Genomic DNA, 15,695 nt, shown 5'->3' on the forward strand with positions numbered 1-15,695 from the left:
GCGCGGCAAGAGACATGTCTCTGGGGCGGCGGTGGCGGCGGAGGCGGGCGGCGGCCTAGACGAACGCGGCCGTGCCGGTGACCGCCCGACCCACGATGAGCGTGTTCATCTCGCGGGTGCCCTCGTAGGAGTACAGCGCCTCCGCGTCCGCGAAGGCCCGGGCCGCCCCGTAGTCGAGGACGATGCCGTTGCCGCCCATCGCCTCGCGGGCCCACGCGACCGTCTCCCGCATCCGGCTCGTCGCGTAGGCCTTCGCGAGCGCCGCGTGCTCGTCGGCCTGGACGCCCTCGTCGAGCATCTCGGAGACGCGCGTGCACATCGCGATCGAGGCGGTGATGTTGCCGAGCATGCGCGCGAGAAGGTCCTGCACGAGCTGGTGGGAGGCGATCGGCTTGCCGAACTGGACGCGCTCGCCCGCGTAGCGCAGCGCCGCCTCGTAGGCGCCGATCGAGTTGCCGACGGCCGCCCAGGCGACCTCGGCGCGTGTCAGCCGCAGCACGGCGGCCGTGTCGCGGAAGCTGTTCGCGCGCTGCAGCCGCATCGACTCGGGAACGCGCACGCCCTCCATCCGGATGTCGGCGTTCTGCACGATGCGCAGCGACTGCTTGCGCTCGATCTTCGTCGCCGACCAGCCGGGGGCGTCGGTGCGGACGAGGAAGCCCTTCACCTGGCCGTCCTCCGCCGACTTCGCCCAGATGACGACGACGTCCGCGAAGGTCGCGTTGCCGATCCAGCGCTTCTCGCCGTCGAGGATCCAGTCGTCGCCGTCGCGCCGGGCGACGGTGCGCAGACCCTGCGCGCTGTCGGAGCCGGAGAGCGGCTCGGTGAGGCCGAAGGCGCCCAGCACCTCGCCGCGCGCCATCGGCGGCAGCCACTCGGCGCGCTGCTCGGGGGAGCCGGCGACGCCGATCGCGCCCATCGCGAGGCCGTTCTGCACGCCGACGTAGGTCGCGATGCTCGCATCGACCCGCGCGAGCTCGAGCGCGACCCAGCCGCGGTAGAGGGCCGAGTTCTCGAAGGCGGCGGTCTCCTCCCACTGCATGCCGAAGACGGGGTGGCGGTGGAAGGCGGGGAGCAGCTGGTGCGGGAACTCGGCGCGCTCCCAGGCCTCGTCGACCACCGGGCGGACCTCGGCATCCAGCCAGTCGCGGAGCGCCGCGAGGGCGTCCTGCTCGTGGGGGCGCAGCTTCGCCTCGAAGCCGTAGAAGTCGCTGGCGAGGGGGGTGAGGGGCATGCGGGACTCCGTCGTCGTGTCGTGGATGCGGGGAGCCTACGCAGGCCGGGCCGCGGGGGCGAGCGGCTTGGGGATCGGGCACAGCGTGTGCGGCGGCGTCGCGCCGCGGCTTGTCGGAGATCTGCAATCGGCGGTGACCGGATCGTGATGCGGCGGTGACCGGGTCGAGACCGGCGCATCTCTAGGCTTCGGGCATGCGCCTCCGCTCCCGTGCCCTCGCCGCGGCCGCCCTCGCCGCCGCCCTCGCGCTGCTCGCAGGCTGCGCGCCTCAGCCGGTGCCGGAGCCCGCGCCGAGCGCGAGCGCCGAGCCGGCGCCCAGCGCCGATCCCGTCGCCGACCGGCCCCGATCGCTCGGCGGCCTGGACTGCGCGGCGCTGCTCGGCGCCGGCACGATCGCGGCCGTCTCGTCGCAGGCGGAGGCGGCCCGCGACTCCTCCGTCCTCGCCTGGAGCGCCGTCGCCGCCCGCATCCAGCAGTCGGGGGGCCTGCTCTGCGAGTGGAGCTCGATGGCGCTCGCGACCGAGCTGCACGATCGGATCCAGGTCGGGGCGATGCCGGATGCGGCGGCCGAGTACGAGCAGGCGGCCGCCCACCCCGAGCTGCGCGCCGATGCCCGCGACGAGCACGGCGACAGCTCCTTCGCCGCCTGTTCCGAGGACGGCGGGCGGGCCCTCTGCGCCGGCAGCGTGCTCGTCGGGACGACCTGGGCGGACATCCGGCTCTCGCTCGCCGACGCCGACGGCGCGGCCTCGCTGTTCGACGACGCGATGGGCGAGGTCGCCGCGGCGCTCGCCGGCGCCGGCGCCCCCGCCGACTGGACCCCGGCCGAGACCGCCGTCGACGGCGCGCTCCTCTGCGAGTCCCCGGCCGCGGCCGAGCGGATGTCCGCGATCCTCGACGGCGAGGCGCAGCAGGTGGGCAGCGGCGCCGAGGGCGAGTTCTTCCCCGTCTCGCGCCAGCGGGTCGACTGGGCGGAGTGCGGCTGGCAGGTGCCCGGCGATCCCGGCTTCCTCAGGCTCGCGCTCCTGGCGGGCGGCGCCTGGTGGGCGGAGGAGGTCATCGCCGACCCCGGTGCGAGCGCCGCCGTCGGCGACGAGAGCGCCGTCGAGGTGACCGGCGCGGAGGCCGCCGCCCTCGCCTGCGGTGCGGGCTCCTGCTGGGGCCGGATCGCGGTCGACGGCTCGACCGTGCTCGTGACGGGCGACGCCGTCGGCGAGGACCGCGAGGCCTTCACGGGGGTGCTCGAGCAGCTCGCCGCGTCCCTCCTGGAGGGCTGAGCGGCTAGCGTTGGGCGCATGCTCCTCGGCATCCAGAACACGCCCCGCGACTACGCCTGGGGATCCACCACCGCGATCCCGGAGCTGCTCGGCACCCCGGTGACGGGCGCCCCGCAGGCTGAGCTCTGGCTCGGCGCGCACCCCGGCTCGCCCGCACGCGTCGTCGAGCGGCCCGAGCGCACCCTCCTCGACGTGGTCGAGGGGCGGCTGCCGTTCCTGCTCAAGGTGCTCGCGGCAGGCTCGCCGCTCTCGCTGCAGGCGCACCCGACGCCGGCGCAGGCGGAGGCCGGCTTCGCGCGCGAGGAGGCGGCCGGCGTCCCCGTCGACGCGCCGCACCGCAACTACAAGGACGCCTTCCACAAGCCGGAGCTCATCTACGCGCTCTCGGAGCCCTTCCGCGCGCTCTGCGGCTTCCGCTCCGTCGAGCGGACGCGCGCTGTGCTCGCCGCGGTCGAGCAGGATCCGCGGATCGCGCCGCTCCTCGAGCGCCTCGTCGACGACAGCTCGCTGCGCGGCGTCTTCGAGTGGCTCATCACCCGCGGCGAGGGCGTCGACGAGCTCGTCGCGGCGGTCGTCGAGGCGGCCGCGGATGCGGAGGGCCCCAGCTGGGAGACGGTCCGCCTCCTCGCCGAGCACTACCCGGGGGATCCGGGCATCGCGATCTCGCTGCTCGTCAACACGGTGTCGCTGCGTCGCGGCGAGGTGCTGTACCTGCCGGCCGGCAACATCCACGCCTACCTCGACGGGCTCGGCATCGAGCTCATGGCCGCGTCCGACAACGTGCTGCGCGGGGGGCTCACCCCGAAGCACGTCGACGTGCCGGAGCTGCTCGAGGTGCTCGACTTCCGCCCTCTGCCGGTGCCGTACCTCGCCCCCGCGCTCCCGCACCCGGGGGTGCGGGTGTTCCGCCCCGACGTGCCCGACTTCGAGCTGACGGTCGTCGACTCGGAGGCGCTCGAGAGCGGGGTCGAGCTGCCGCTCGCGGGCCCGGCGATCGCGCTCGCCGTCGAGGGGCGTGTGGAGCTCGAGGGCGGGGATGCCGTGCTCGAGCGCGGGGATGCCGTCTTCATCGCCGAGCAGGACACGCTCCGCCTCGCGGGCGAGGGCCTCGTGTTCCTCGCCTCGACGCGCGCCGCCCTCGGCTGAGCGCGGACTCCGCTCGCGGCGGCCGCGGAGTCGGAGAATCCAGGCCGACGACGCCGTTCCGGTGCCGATCCCGGCAGATCTCCGAGACGCGGTACGGCTCCGCCCGCCTCGGAGCGGGCGGGCTCAGCTCGCCGCGCGATCCCCGAAGGTCCGACGGTAGGCGGTCGGGGTCGTCTGCAGCACCTTGAGGAAGTGGTGCCGCATGACGGCGGCGCTGCCGAAGCCGCTGCGCTGCGCGACCACCTCGAGCCCCTCGTCCCCGCCCTCGAGCAGCCCCTGCGCGCGCACGATCCGCTGACGGTTGAGCCAGGCGGCGGGCGTCGTGCCGAGCTCGGCGCGGAAGCGGCGGGCGAAGGTGCGGGAGGACATGAGCGCCTTCCGCGCCAGCTCGTCGACGCTGAGGTCGCGGTCGAGGTGCTCGAGCATCCAGTCGACGACCTCGGCGAGCGAGTCGGCGCGGCGCTCGGGCACGGGGGAGGCGATGTACTGCGCCTGCCCGCCGTCGCGCTGCGGCGGCACGACCATGCGCCGGGCGACGACGTTCGCGGCGGCGGCGCCGTGCTCGACGCGCACGAGGTGGAGCGCGGCGTCGATGCCGGAGGCGGTGCCGGCGGAGGTGATCACCTTGCGGTCCTCGACGAAGAGGACGTCGCAGTCGACCGCCGCCCGCGGGTACTCGTCGGCGAGGCGGTCGGTGTACATCCAGTGCGTGGTGGCGCGGCGTCCGTCGAGGATGCCGGCCTCGCCGAGCACGAAGGCCCCGCTGCAGACGCTGAGGATCCAGGCGCCGCGTGCCTCGGCGTCGCGGAGGACCTGGAGGTAGCGCTCGTCGACGCCGCCGATGCGGTGCGCGGGCACCGCGACGAGGTCGGCGTCGGCGCAGACGGAGAGGTCCTGGTCGATGTCCATGGTGAAGCCGAGGCTCGTCTCGACGGGGCCGGGGTCGGCGGTCGCGAGATGGAAGTCGAAGCGCGGGCCGCCCGACTCGCTGCGGTCGACGCCGAAGACCTCGCAGACGACGCCGAACTCGAAGGGGGCGGTGCCGGGGAGCACGAGCGCGACGACCTTCTTCAGCATGGAAACCTCCTTGGCAGGATCGTGTCGATCGCTGGCGATCCTGCCACTCGTGGCGGGAAATCGCAATCCGTAGATTCTCTGCCATGAGCATCGTCATCGACGGCCAGGGCCCCGCCCGCCTCCGCCGCGACCGGCTGCCCGGCGCCCAGTTCTGGCGCTGACCCCCGCAGGCCCCGCTAGCGTGGAGCCATGACCTGGCTTGTCACCGGCGGCGCCGGCTACATCGGGGCGCACGTCGTCCGCGCCCTCCGCGACGAGGGCCTCGGCGCCGTCGTCGTCGACGACCTCTCCACCGGCCGCGAGGACTTCGTCCCGCGCGGGACCCCGTTCGTCCGCGGCTCCATCCTGGACGGCGCGCTGCTCGAGCGGGCGATCGACGAGCACGACGTGACGGGCGTCATCCACGTCGCGGGCTTCAAGTACGCGGGCGTCTCGGTCGAGCGGCCGCTCCACACCTACGAGCAGAACGTCACGGGCACCGCCGTCCTCCTCGCGGCGATGGCCGACCGCGGCGTCGACCGCATCGTGTTCTCCTCGAGCGCGGCCGTCTACGGCACGCCGGACGTCGACCTCGTCACGGAGGACACGCCGAAGGCCCCGGCCTCGCCCTACGGCGAGTCGAAGCTCGTCGGCGAGTGGCTGCTCCGCGATCAGGGGGTCGCGGCGGGGCTCCGCCACACGAGCCTGCGCTACTTCAACGTCGTCGGCTCGGCGACGCCGGAGGTGCTCGACCTGAGCCCGCACAACCTGTTCCCCCTGGTCTTCGAGGCGCTCGTCGCGGGGCGCACGCCGCAGATCAACGGCGACGACTATCCGACGCCCGACGGCACCAACGTCCGCGACTACCTCCACGTCGCCGACCTCGCGCTCGCGCACGTCGCGGCCGCGCGGCGGCTGGATGCGGGGGAGGCGATCGAGCCCGCGTACAACCTGGGCAGCGGCGACGGCGTCTCGGTGCGGGAGATCATGGCCGCCGTGGCGCGCGTGACCGGCATCGGCTTCGAGCCGTCCATCGCGCCGCGCCGGCCCGGCGATCCCGCCCGCATCGTCGCCTCGGGCGAGCTCGCGGCCCGCGACCTCGGCTGGGCGATGCGCCACTCCCTCGAGGACATGGTGCGCTCGGCCTGGGATGCGCGTCGCGGCGCGTCGCAACCCTCCTGAGCCGATCGAGGGTTTATTAAGCGCGACTTGACGTGAGCGAATTACACCGGTGTAATTGACCCCAGCGCGACGGCCGGTCGCGCGGGGGACAGCAAGACCGAAGGAGCGGCCGATGAGCACCGAGTACCGCCCGTCAGTCCCCGACGACTGGTTCGTCGATCCCGTCAAGCTCGGCATGCCCGGCATCCGCCCGCAGCTCGCCGAGGACGACGAGAACGAGCTCGCCTGGCAGTCGGACTCCCTCTGCGCGCAGACCGACCCCGAGGCCTTCTTCCCCGAGAAGGGCGGCTCCACCCGCGACGCGAAGCGCATCTGCGCCTCGTGCGAGGTCCGCAGCCAGTGCCTCGAGTACGCGCTCGAGAACGACGAGCGCTTCGGCATCTGGGGCGGGCTCTCCGAGCGCGAGCGCCGCAAGCTCCGCCGCAGCCGCACGGCCTGATTCACCGCCCACCGCGCGCGATGGCCCCCGAACGGGCCGCGATCCCGCAGCTGTCGCGTGTCCTCACCCGGCCTCCGGCGAGGCGCGCCTAGCCTCGACACGATGCAGCCCCGAGTCACCGCGATCCTCATCGCGCGAAACGGCGACGCGCAGCTCGAGCGTTCCCTCGCGCAGCTCGCCGCGCAGACCCGACCCGTCGACCGCCTCATCCTCGTGGACGCGGGCTCGGCGGGCGACACGGGCCGCATCCACCGCGCGGCGGGCGTCGAGCACGTCGTGAAGGCCGGTGCGACGCCGTACGGCGAGGCGCTCGAGCTCGGGATGCGCGCGCTGCCGGCGAGCGAGGGCCCCTCCGAATGGCTGTGGCTGCTCGCGCACGACACCGCGCCCGAGCCGGACGCGCTCGAGCGGCTCCTCGCCGCCGTCGAGGTCGCGCCCTCCGTCGCGATCGCGGGGCCGAAGCTCGTCGACTGGCGGGACCGGGCGCTCATCCGCTCCTACGGCATCAGCATCTCGGGCTCGGGCGAGACGGTCCCGCTCGCCGAGGACGAGCTCGACCAGTCGCAGCACGACGTCGACGGCGACGTCATGGCGGTCGAGACCCAGGGCATGCTCGTGCGACGCCACGTGATCGAGGCGCTCGGCGGGCTCGATCAGGGACTGCCCTCGACGGATGCCGGCCTCGACCTCTCGATCCGGGCGCGGCTCGCGGGCCACCGCGTGGTCCGCGTCGCGAGCTCGCGCGTCGCGGTCGCCGCGGCGCCCGTCGACTTCGGCCGCCGCCGCCCCGCCTCGACGGCCGTCCGCCGCCGGGTCGCGCGCGCCGCGCAGCTCCACCGCCGCTTCGTGTATGCGGGCGGCGGGGCGCTCCTGTGGATCTGGCTCTCGCTCGTGCCGCTCGCGATCGGCCGGAGCGTCCTCCACCTCCTCGCGAAGCGTCCGACGGCCGTCGGCGGCGAGTTCCGCGCCGCCTTCGCGGCGGCCTTCGTGCCGAACGGGGTGGGACCCGCGCGCCGCCGCCTCCGCGCGCAGCGCTCGGTCGGCTGGGGCGCGCTCGCGAGCCTCCGCGTGCCGCGCGAGGAGGTGCGCGAGCGTGCCGCCACCCGGCGCGACCGGGAGGCGGCGCGCCGCGGCGAGGACGAGGTGATCGTCCGCGCGGAGTTCCTCACGGGCGGCGGCATCTGGGTCGTCGTCGCCGCGGGGCTCATCGGGATCGCCCTCCTGCACCGGCTGCTCGGGACGGAGGCGCTCTTCGGCGGCGCGGCCCTCCCGCTCACCTCCGACATCGGCGCGCTCTGGTCGCGTCTCGGGCTCGGGTGGCGGGATGTCGGGACGGGCTTCATCGGCGCCGCCGACCCCTTCGCGCTCGTGCTCGCCGTCCTCGGCTCGCTCACGTTCTGGGCGCCCTCCCTCTCGCTCGTGCTGCTCTTCCTCGCGGCCATGCCGCTCGCGGCGCTCGGCGCCTGGTGGCTCGCGACCCGCCTCAGCGAGCGCGCCTGGCCGCCCGCGGTCGCGGCGCTGCTCTGGGCGCTCTCGCCCGCGCTCCTCGTCTCGCTCGGCGAGGGCCGCATCCCGGCCGTGATCGCGCACGTGCTGCTCCCGTGGCTCGTGCTCGCGGCGCTCGAGGGCGCCCGCTCCTGGAGCGCGGCCGCGACCGCCGCCCTCCTCTTCGCGGGCGTCACCGCCAGCGCGCCGTCGCTCGCGCCCGCCCTGCTCGTCGCGTGGCTCGTCTGGCTCTTCGCCCGGCCCCGCGCCGCGCTGCGCATCGTCGGCATCCCGATCCCCGCGGCCGTGCTCTTCGCGCCGCTCGTCGTGCAGCAGCTCGCGCGCGGCAACCCGCTGGGGCTCCTCGCGGACCCCGGCGCGACGGTCGCCTTCCCGGACGCCGAGGGCTGGCTCCTCGCGCTCGGCTCGCCGGACGGTGCCCTGCTCGGCTGGCCCGCGCTGCTCGCGGGGCTCGGCGCGGAGCCCGGCACGGCCCTCCTCGTGGCGGCGGCCCTCACGGCCCCGCTCGCGCTGCTCGCGATCGCGGGCGGCTTCGCGGCGGGCGTCCGCGCGGCGGTCGCGGTCGGCCTCGGCGCGCTCGGCCTCGCGACCGCGGTGGCGGCCTCCCGGCTCCTCCTCGCGGCGGACGGCGCGCAGGCGGTCGCGATCTGGCCCGCCCCCGGGCTCTCGCTGCTCCAGCTGGGCCTCGTCGCGGCGGCGGTGCTCGCCCTCGACCGGCTCCGCCGCGGCCGCGTCGCGCTCGGCGTGCTCGCGATCGTCGCGAGCGCGGGGCTCGTCGCGCCCGTCGTCGGCGCGGGCCTCCTCGACCGGCAGCCGCTCCGCGGCGGCGACGGCGTCACGCTCCCGGCCCTCGTGAGCGCGGAGGCGGCCCAGGCGCCCTGGCTCGCGACCCTCGTGCTCACGCCGCAGTCGGACGGTTCGCTCGCGGCGCGCCTCGAGCGCGGGGAGGGCACGACCCTCGACGACACCTCGACGCTCGCCTCGACCCGCGTCGAGCTGAGCGAGGATGCGGAGGGCCTCGCCGAGCTCGCGGGCAACCTCGCCTCGCGCTCGGGCTACGACCCGGTGCCGGCGATGCGCGAGCTCGGCCTCGAGTACGTGCTCCTGCCGGCCGCGGACGAGGGCGCGAGCGGGGAGGCGCGCGCCGTCCGCACCCGCACCTCGCAGGCGCTCGACGCGACCTCCGCCCTCCAGCCCATCGGCAACACGCCGTCGGGTCGGCTCTGGCGGTATCCGGAGCCGGCCGAGCCGCGCGACATCCCCGGGCTCGGCACGACGGGGGCGGTGATCCTGCTCGTGCAGGGGGTCGTGCTCGTGGCCGCTGCGCTGCTCGCGGTGCCGACCGGGCGCCGCCGCCGCGTCGTGTCGCCCGACCCGCTGCCCGGCGACGAGCGGGCCGACACCTTCGACGAGGACGAGCATGAGTGAGCGCGATCCGGAGATCCCGGAGACCCCCGACGCCCCGGGGAGCCCGGATGCCCCGGAGCGCCCGGACGCCCCGGAGAGCCCGGACGCCCCCGAGCCCGCGGTCGAGGCCTCCTCGCCCGCTGCGACCGACGTCGAGTCCGCCGTCCGCGATCGCGAGGAGTCGGCCCGCGCCGCCCGTGCGGCGGCCGGCCGGGCCGCGCGCCTCGGGCTCCGCCTGGTCGGCGGCGCCGCCGGCGCCGGCGCCCTCGCCCTCGTGGTGCTCGCGGCCGGCCTCCTCCCGCTGCCTGAGCTCCGCGCCGAGCCGGTCGGCGAGGAGATCGTGCCCGTCGCGGCTCCCCAGCAGCGGGTCTGCACGGGGTCCGCGCTCCGGCTCGGCGACGAGAGCGGGCAGGATGCGGGCACGGCGAGCCCCATCGGACGGCCCGCGGCCGACGACGCGGCCGAGGGCGGCCAGCTCGAGCGCCGGGCGCTCGGCGGGGGCGGCCCGAGCTCGCCCCAGCTCCTCAGCCTCGACGCCGGCGCGGACGCGCTCCTCTCGGGCGCCCAGTCGCAGGAGGTCGAGTCCTCCGACATCGACGGCCTCGCGGCCTCGGCCTGCGGCGAGCCCACGAGCTCCGCCTGGATCGCGGCGGGCGCCACGACGGTCGGCCGCACGAGCCTCCTCGTGCTCGACAACCCCACCGAGGTCGAGGCGACCGTCGACCTGCGCATCTGGGGCGAGGCCGGCGAGGTGAGCGCGGCGGGGCTGCGCGGGATCGTCGTCGCCCCAGGCGACCGCCGCGTCCTCCCGCTCGCGGGCTTCGCGCGCGACGTGGCCTCGCCGGTCCTGCACGTGCAGGCGAGCGGCGGGCAGGTCGTCCCGGTCCTCCAGCAGTCGACGCTCCGCGCCGTCGACCCCGGCGGCCTCGAGGTCACGGGCGAGTCCACCGCCCCCGCGACCGAGCAGGTCATCCCCGGCATCGCGGTCGCCGCCGTCGAGTCGACGCAGCGCGCCCTCGGGCGCGACGGCTACGACGACCTCGAGACGGTCGTGCGGATCGGCGTCCCCGGCGACGAGGATGCGACCGTGCAGCTCTCGGTGCTCCCCGTCGAGGGCTCGGACGGCGTCGTCGGCGACGGCGAGGGCGGCGGCGCGGGCGGCAGCGCGTCCCAGATCGAGGTCCGGGCGGGCACGACGCTCGACGTGCCGCTCGAGGAGCTCGGCTCCGGCCGCTACACGGTCGCGCTCAGCTCGGACCAGCCCATCGTCGCGGGGGCCCGCTCCGCGACCGCGACCGCGGTCGCCTCGGGGGACGCCCTCGCGGCACCCGTGAGCGACTTCGCGTGGTTCCCCGCCGCGGCGCCCCTCGAGGGCCCCGTCCTCGTGACGGCGGCCGACGGCCCGGCGCCCGTGCTCGTCCTCGACAGCCGCGACGCCGAGCCCCGCACGGTCACGCTGACCGATCGCGAGACGGGCGAGGAGCAGCAGGTCGAGGTCCCGGCCGGCGGCTCGGCCATGCGCTCCCTGGCCCCGGGCGGCGGCGTCCTCCTCGCGGATGCGGACGGCATCCGCGCCTCGGTCGCGCTCGTCGGGGACGGCCGGATCGCGGCCTACGCCGTGAGCCCCGCCAACCCGGTCTCGGGGCCGATCGTCATCCGGCCCTGAGCCGCGGCTCAGAAGTGGCGGTACCGCTCCGGCGCGATGTCCCACGGGTCGCGGCCGAGGAGCTCGGCGACGGCGCGGAACACGCAGCTCTCGATGTAGGAGCGGCGGTGCCACTCGTCGTCGCGGTGCAGGTGCGCCATGCGCTCGATCGGCACGCGGTAGAGCACGACGCGGCGCTCACGGCGGCTCACCCGCCAGCGGTCGACCCCGTGCGCCGCCGGATCGCCGCCGGGGAGCCCCGCGACCTCGAAGCTCACGCCCTGCAGCTCGGCGGGCCAGATCTCGCGCACGTAGTCGGCGGCGGCGGCCACGCAGGAGTCGAAGAAGCCGGGGCGGCTCCGCAGGGAGGGGAGCTGGGGCCCCGTGACGGCCGAGCGCATCCCGCGCCCGTGCCGCTCTCGGCGCCCCGAGCGGTCGCGCACCTCGGGGCGTCGGCGCGGGGGTCGGGGCATGCGCCGAGTCTAGGGCCGCTCGGGCTAGGCTTGCCGTCGAGATGAGCGCGAGACCGTGCAGCAAGGTGGCCTGCTCCGAGCAGGCCGTGGCGACGCTGACCTACGTCTACGCCGACTCGATGGCGGTCCTCGGGCCGCTCAGCGTCCGTCACGAACCCCACAGCTACGACCTCTGCGCCAAGCACGCCGAGCGCCTCGCCCCGCCGAAGGGGTGGAGCGTCATCCGGCACGTGATCGCGGGAGACCCGGGAAACTGAGAGGCATCACATGAGCGCCGCCGAATCGCTTCACCAGATCGTCAAGGCCTACGACGTGCGCGGGCTGGTCGGCTCGCAGCTGACGGCGGAGGCCGTGGAGGCCCTCGCGGCCGGCTTCGTCGACGAGGTCGGGGCGTCGGGCTCCGAGGTCGTCGTCGGGCACGACATGCGCGACTCCTCGCCCGAGTTCGCGGCCGCCTTCGCCCGGGGCGCCTCGGCGCGCGGCGCGACGGTCGTCTCGATCGGCCTCTGCTCGACCGACGAGACCTACTTCGCCTCCGGACGCTACGACGCGCCCGCCGCGATGTTCACGGCGAGCCACAACCCCGCCACCTACAACGGCATCAAGTTCTCGCGCGCGGGCGCGCAGGGCATCTCGCTCGACACGGGCCTCGCCGCGATCCGCGACCGCGCCCTCGCCTATCTCGACGGCGGCATCCCGCCGGTCGCCGAGCCCGGCGCCGTCATCGAGCGCGACGTGCTCGCCGAGTACGCCGGCTACCTCCGGGAGCTCGTCGACCTCTCCGGCATCCGCCCCATCCGCATCGTCGTGGACGCGGGCAACGGCATGGGCGGGATGACGGTGCCGGCCGTCCTCGAGACCGCGGCCGGCCTCCCCGCGCTCCCCATCGAGGTGATCCCGCTCTACTTCGAGCTCGACGGCACCTTCCCGAACCACGAGGCGAACCCCCTCGAGCCCGCGAACCTCGTCGACCTCCAGCGGGCGGTCGTCGAGCACGGCGCCGATCTCGGCCTCGCCTTCGACGGCGACGCCGACCGCTGCTTCGTCGTCGACGAGCTGGGGGATGCCGTCGACCCGAGCGCGATCGCCGCGATCGTCGCGCGCCGCGAGATCCGCCGCGTGCGCGCCGCCGGCGAGACGGGCCAGATCAACGTCATCCACAACCTCCTCACCTCGCGGGCCGTCCCCGAGACGATCGAGTCGGAGGGCGCGACGCCGGTGCGCACGCGCGTCGGGCACTCGCTCATCAAGGACCGCATGCGCGAGACGGGTGCCATCTTCGGCGGGGAGCACTCCGCGCACTACTACTTCCGCGACTTCTGGGGCGCCGACAACGGCATGCTCGCGGCGCTCCACGCGCTCGCCGAGTTCGGCCATCAGGCCGAGCCGCTCTCGGTGCTGTCGAAGGCGGTCACCCCGTACCAGCTGAGCGGCGAGATCAACTCCGTCGTCGAGGACGTCCCGGCCGCGTATGCGCGCATCGTCGAGGACTTCCAGGGCGAGGGGGAGCTCGACGAGCTCGACGGCCTCACGGTGCGCGGCCGCCTCGCGGGCGACGGCGCCTGGTGGTGGTTCAACGTCCGCCCCTCGAACACGGAGCCCTTCCTCCGCCTCAACGCGGAGGGCGAGGACGCGCACGCGATGTCGATCATCCGCGACCGGGTGCTCGCGCTCATCCGCCAGGCGTAGTCGGGCCGACCGGTATCGGGGCCCCGGCCCGGTGCCGATGCCGACGTCCGCCGCCGCGGCTCAGCCGCGGTCGGGGAAGCCGTGCGGCAGGCCGCGCAGCGCGGGCTCCAGGCGCTCGAGGCCCCGGCGCTCGAGCTCGAGGGCCGCCGCCTCGCGCTCGCGGCGGAGCACCGCGATCCCGGCGAGCAGCAGCTCGGGCTCGACGGCCGGGATCGGCGAGACGAAGACCGCCGCCTCCGCCGCGAGCTCCCGGGCGAGTGCCGCGCGCGTGCCCGGCGCCATGCGCGGGGCCTGCGCGAGGAACTGCGCGATGCGCCGGCTCAGCCGGGCGGGGAGCCGGGCCACGTCCGCCGTCTGCGCCCACGTCTCGAGCGGGGTCGGCATCCCGAACACCTGCGGCGGCACGCCCGCGACGCGCTCGTACTGGCTGTAGGTGCCGGCCATGAGGTCGCCGAGCCGCTTCGTGCGGCGGCCGAGGAGGCCGACGATCGCCGCGAGCCCGCCCATCGTGAAGAACAGCTCGAGGATGCCGCTCAGCGCCCGGATGAGCGCGTGCCGGAAGCCGATCGCGCCGCCGTCGTCGCGCACGATGCGCGTGCCGAGGGCGAGTCGGCCGAGGGACTTGCCGCGCGAGGCCGTCTCGACGACCGTCGGCGCGACGACGAGCGCGAGCACGAGCACGACGATGCCGGCGATGCCGGCGATCGCCTCGTCGGCCTCGATCTGCACGAGGAGGGCCGTCATGGAGGCGATGAGCCCGATCCCGCCGCCCGCGTAGACGAGGAAGTCGATGATGGTGCCGGCGGCGCGCAGCACGAAGCCGGCGGGGCGGAGATCGAGGGCGACGGCCTCGCCCGTGAGCAGCTCGTCGTCCCAGTCGGCGTAGAGCTCGGAATCGGCGGCGAGAGGGCCGGGCATGCGTATCATCTAAGCAGATGGACCTCGACGCCTACGCCGCCGCCCACGACGCGGAGTGGTCCCGTCTCGCCCGGCTCTCGGAGCGGCGCGACCTCGACGGCCGCGAGGCCGACGAGCTCATCGAGGGCTACCAGTCGGGTGCGGCGCAGCTCGCGGCCATGAAGACGACCGTCGGGGAGTCGGTGCGCGGCGACCGCCTCTCGCTCGCGCTCTCGCGGGCGCGCCTGCGCTTCACGGGCACCGGCACGAACGTCTTCCAGCGGGTGACCGAGTTCCTCGCCCTCCAGCTCCCGGCCGCGCTCTACCGCATCCGCTGGACGAGCCTCGCGGTCACGCTCGCCTTCGTCGTCGTCGCGACCCTCTACGGGATGTGGGTCGCGAGCGATCCGCGGGTGCTCGCGACCTTCGGCTCGGACGAGCAGCTGCGTCAGTACGCGGAGGAGGACTTCCTCGGCTACTACGAGGAGAGCTCCGAGCTCGTCTTCGGCGCCCAGGTCTGGACGAACAACGCGTGGATCGCGGCCCAGTGCGTCGCCTTCGGGATCACGGGCATCTGGGTGCCCGTCGTGCTCTGGCAGAACGCGGTCGGCGTCGGCGGCGCGGGCGGCGTCATGGCCTCCTACGACCGCCTGCCGGACTTCTTCGCCGGCATCCTCCCGCACGGCCAGCTCGAGCTGTACTCGATCTTCGTGGCGGGCGCGACCGGCCTCATGATCTTCTGGTCGTGGGTGTCCCCGGGCGCCCGCACCCGCGCGCAGGCGCTCGCGGAGGACGGCCGCGCCTTCTTCACGCTCGTCATCGGGCTCATCATCATGCTCGGGATCTCGGGGATCATCGAGGGCGCCGTGACCCGCCAGGACTGGCCGCATCCGGTCCGCATCGGGATCGGCACCCTCGCGCTCGCCGTCGTGCTGCTCTACCAGTGGGTCCTCGGGCGCCGCGCGCACCGGGCCGGGCAGACGGGCGACCTCGAGGAGTTCGAGTCCGGCGCGCGCCGGATCGCCGCCGACTGAGCCGGCGCCCCGCGAGGCGAGGCCGTCGGGATGAGACCTTTCTCATCCTCGGACGCGCGCCGTCTCATGTGGGCGCGACAGACTTGGCACGCGACGGGATGCCGGACGGCCCCGCGCACGGGAGGCCGCATCATGCAGCGCACGAAGACCCTCGCCCTCGCAGGCGGCGCGACGCTCACCGCGCTCGTGCTCGCGGGCGGCCTCGTCTCCGTCGCGAACGCCCTCGCCGTCGAGGAGCGGCCCGCGGAGACGCTCGCGGTCGCGGGCGTCAGCACGGCGGCGGCGGGCTCCGCCGCCGAGGCTCCCGCGACGGCGTCGCCCGTGGTCGAGGAGTCCGCGCCGAGCGCCGATGAGCCCGTGGCGGGCGAGTCCGGGGACCCGGCGGCGGGCTCCGGCGACGGCGCGGCCGACGACGTCACCGAGGTCGTGCCGGAGAAGCCTCGGCACGTCGGGTCGGGCGAGCGACGCGGCGACCGCGACGGCGACGGCGAGCGCGACGGCAAGCGCGTCGGGAAGTGCCGCGACGGCCACACGGGCGACCGCCGCGATCGCGGCGACGAGGACCACGGCGGGCGCGGCGGCTGGGACCGCGGCGACCGTCGGGGAGACCGGGGCGGCGACTCCGGCCGCGGTGGCGACCACCGCGGCGGCGGTGGGGACCGCGGAGGATCCGGCGGAGGGTACGGCGGATAGCGGCCGGCCCCGGCCCA

The 15,695-nt window shown here is 75.5% G+C and carries 14 protein-coding genes; 10 read left to right on the forward strand and 4 right to left on the reverse strand.

The window, feature by feature from the left end:
* Positions 1–55 precede the first annotated feature (55 nt).
* Positions 56–1,234 (reverse strand): acyl-CoA dehydrogenase family protein, encoded by a 1,179-nt coding sequence (locus OF852_RS12855; RefSeq protein ID WP_271119554.1) that lies wholly within the window; start codon positions 1,232–1,234, stop codon positions 56–58.
* 194 nt (positions 1,235–1,428) lie between these two features.
* Here OF852_RS12855 and OF852_RS12860 point away from each other — a divergent pair, with 194 nt between their 5' ends.
* Entirely contained in the window at positions 1,429–2,511 is a 1,083-nt protein-coding gene (locus OF852_RS12860) for a hypothetical protein (RefSeq protein ID WP_271119555.1), read from the forward strand.
* Positions 2,512–2,529: 18 nt separating this feature from the next.
* A complete protein-coding gene (manA, locus tag OF852_RS12865) occupies positions 2,530–3,657 on the forward strand; it encodes a mannose-6-phosphate isomerase, class I (RefSeq protein ID WP_271119556.1) in 1,128 nt (375 codons plus the stop codon).
* Positions 3,658–3,780: 123 nt separating this feature from the next.
* On the opposite strand, the gene OF852_RS12870 is transcribed toward manA, so the two are convergent.
* On the reverse strand, positions 3,781–4,734 hold the full coding sequence (locus tag OF852_RS12870) for a GlxA family transcriptional regulator (RefSeq protein WP_271119557.1): 954 nt from the start codon (positions 4,732–4,734) through the stop codon (positions 3,781–3,783).
* Between the two features lie 189 nt (positions 4,735–4,923).
* On the opposite strand from OF852_RS12870, the gene galE reads away from it, so the two are divergent.
* The 4 genes from galE to OF852_RS12890 all read left to right on the forward strand — a co-directional run bounded on the left by galE (position 4,924) and on the right by OF852_RS12890 (position 10,913).
* On the forward strand, positions 4,924–5,895 hold the full coding sequence (gene galE / locus OF852_RS12875) for a UDP-glucose 4-epimerase GalE (protein WP_271119558.1): 972 nt from the start codon (positions 4,924–4,926) through the stop codon (positions 5,893–5,895).
* A gap of 112 nt (positions 5,896–6,007) precedes the next feature.
* Positions 6,008–6,334: a WhiB family transcriptional regulator gene (locus tag OF852_RS12880; RefSeq protein WP_271119559.1), complete on the forward strand. Its 327-nt coding sequence runs from the start codon at positions 6,008–6,010 to the stop codon at positions 6,332–6,334.
* Positions 6,335–6,436: 102 nt separating this feature from the next.
* Positions 6,437–9,268, forward strand: coding sequence for a glycosyltransferase (locus OF852_RS12885; protein ID WP_271119560.1), 2,832 nt, complete (start codon positions 6,437–6,439; stop codon positions 9,266–9,268).
* Complete coding sequence (locus OF852_RS12890; RefSeq protein WP_271119561.1) at positions 9,261–10,913, forward strand: DUF5719 family protein; 1,653 nt, start codon at positions 9,261–9,263, stop codon at positions 10,911–10,913. Before OF852_RS12885 ends, OF852_RS12890 begins: the two co-directional genes overlap by 8 nt.
* Positions 10,914–10,921: 8 nt before the next feature.
* Here the strand turns inward: OF852_RS12890 and OF852_RS12895 are convergent, their stop codons facing one another.
* The gene (locus tag OF852_RS12895) at positions 10,922–11,365 is read right to left on the reverse strand and encodes a metallopeptidase family protein (protein ID WP_271119562.1); all 444 of its coding nucleotides are present in this window, start codon (positions 11,363–11,365) and stop codon (positions 10,922–10,924) included.
* Positions 11,366–11,406: 41 nt separating this feature from the next.
* On the opposite strand from OF852_RS12895, the gene OF852_RS12900 reads away from it, so the two are divergent.
* Both OF852_RS12900 and OF852_RS12905 read left to right on the forward strand, forming a co-directional pair.
* Complete coding sequence (locus OF852_RS12900; RefSeq protein ID WP_271119563.1) at positions 11,407–11,622, forward strand: DUF3499 family protein; 216 nt, start codon at positions 11,407–11,409, stop codon at positions 11,620–11,622.
* 10 nt (positions 11,623–11,632) lie between these two features.
* Positions 11,633–13,054 carry a phosphomannomutase/phosphoglucomutase gene (locus OF852_RS12905; RefSeq protein WP_271119564.1) on the forward strand — a complete coding sequence of 474 codons (1,422 nt, stop codon included), beginning with the start codon at positions 11,633–11,635 and terminating at the stop codon, positions 13,052–13,054.
* A gap of 60 nt (positions 13,055–13,114) precedes the next feature.
* On the opposite strand, the gene OF852_RS12910 is transcribed toward OF852_RS12905, so the two are convergent.
* Positions 13,115–13,972: an RDD family protein gene (locus OF852_RS12910; protein ID WP_271119565.1), complete on the reverse strand. Its 858-nt coding sequence runs from the start codon at positions 13,970–13,972 to the stop codon at positions 13,115–13,117.
* 17 nt (positions 13,973–13,989) lie between these two features.
* Between OF852_RS12910 and OF852_RS12915 the strand changes: the two genes are divergently transcribed.
* Together OF852_RS12915 and OF852_RS12920 are read left to right on the forward strand one after the other, a co-directional pair.
* Positions 13,990–14,985 (forward strand): stage II sporulation protein M, encoded by a 996-nt coding sequence (locus OF852_RS12915; RefSeq protein WP_271119566.1) that lies wholly within the window; start codon positions 13,990–13,992, stop codon positions 14,983–14,985.
* 132 nt (positions 14,986–15,117) lie between these two features.
* Positions 15,118–15,678 carry a hypothetical protein gene (locus OF852_RS12920; RefSeq protein WP_271119567.1) on the forward strand — a complete coding sequence of 187 codons (561 nt, stop codon included), beginning with the start codon at positions 15,118–15,120 and terminating at the stop codon, positions 15,676–15,678.
* Positions 15,679–15,695: the final 17 nt, after the last annotated feature.

The sequence above is a fragment of the Homoserinibacter sp. YIM 151385 genome (genome assembly GCF_027912415.1).
Classification (GTDB): Bacteria; Actinomycetota; Actinomycetes; order Actinomycetales; family Microbacteriaceae; genus Schumannella.

Excerpts from the sequence above, each read along its gene's own strand:
- OF852_RS12860 (WP_271119555.1), top strand. The coding sequence starts at position 1,429 with ATGCGCCTCCGCTCCCGTGCCCTCGCCGCGGCCGCCCTCGCCGCCGCC.
- OF852_RS12910 (WP_271119565.1), bottom strand. The coding sequence starts at position 13,972 with ATGCCCGGCCCTCTCGCCGCCGATTCCGAGCTCTACGCCGACTGGGAC.
- OF852_RS12895 (WP_271119562.1), bottom strand. The coding sequence starts at position 11,365 with ATGCCCCGACCCCCGCGCCGACGCCCCGAGGTGCGCGACCGCTCGGGG.
- manA (WP_271119556.1), top strand. The coding sequence starts at position 2,530 with ATGCTCCTCGGCATCCAGAACACGCCCCGCGACTACGCCTGGGGATCC.
- OF852_RS12915 (WP_271119566.1), top strand. The coding sequence starts at position 13,990 with ATGGACCTCGACGCCTACGCCGCCGCCCACGACGCGGAGTGGTCCCGT.
- OF852_RS12870 (WP_271119557.1), bottom strand. The coding sequence starts at position 4,734 with ATGCTGAAGAAGGTCGTCGCGCTCGTGCTCCCCGGCACCGCCCCCTTC.
- OF852_RS12880 (WP_271119559.1), top strand. The coding sequence starts at position 6,008 with ATGAGCACCGAGTACCGCCCGTCAGTCCCCGACGACTGGTTCGTCGAT.
- OF852_RS12885 (WP_271119560.1), top strand. The coding sequence starts at position 6,437 with ATGCAGCCCCGAGTCACCGCGATCCTCATCGCGCGAAACGGCGACGCG.
- galE (WP_271119558.1), top strand. The coding sequence starts at position 4,924 with ATGACCTGGCTTGTCACCGGCGGCGCCGGCTACATCGGGGCGCACGTC.
- OF852_RS12900 (WP_271119563.1), top strand. The coding sequence starts at position 11,407 with ATGAGCGCGAGACCGTGCAGCAAGGTGGCCTGCTCCGAGCAGGCCGTG.
- OF852_RS12920 (WP_271119567.1), top strand. The coding sequence starts at position 15,118 with ATGCAGCGCACGAAGACCCTCGCCCTCGCAGGCGGCGCGACGCTCACC.
- OF852_RS12855 (WP_271119554.1), bottom strand. The coding sequence starts at position 1,234 with ATGCCCCTCACCCCCCTCGCCAGCGACTTCTACGGCTTCGAGGCGAAG.
- OF852_RS12905 (WP_271119564.1), top strand. The coding sequence starts at position 11,633 with ATGAGCGCCGCCGAATCGCTTCACCAGATCGTCAAGGCCTACGACGTG.
- OF852_RS12890 (WP_271119561.1), top strand. The coding sequence starts at position 9,261 with ATGAGTGAGCGCGATCCGGAGATCCCGGAGACCCCCGACGCCCCGGGG.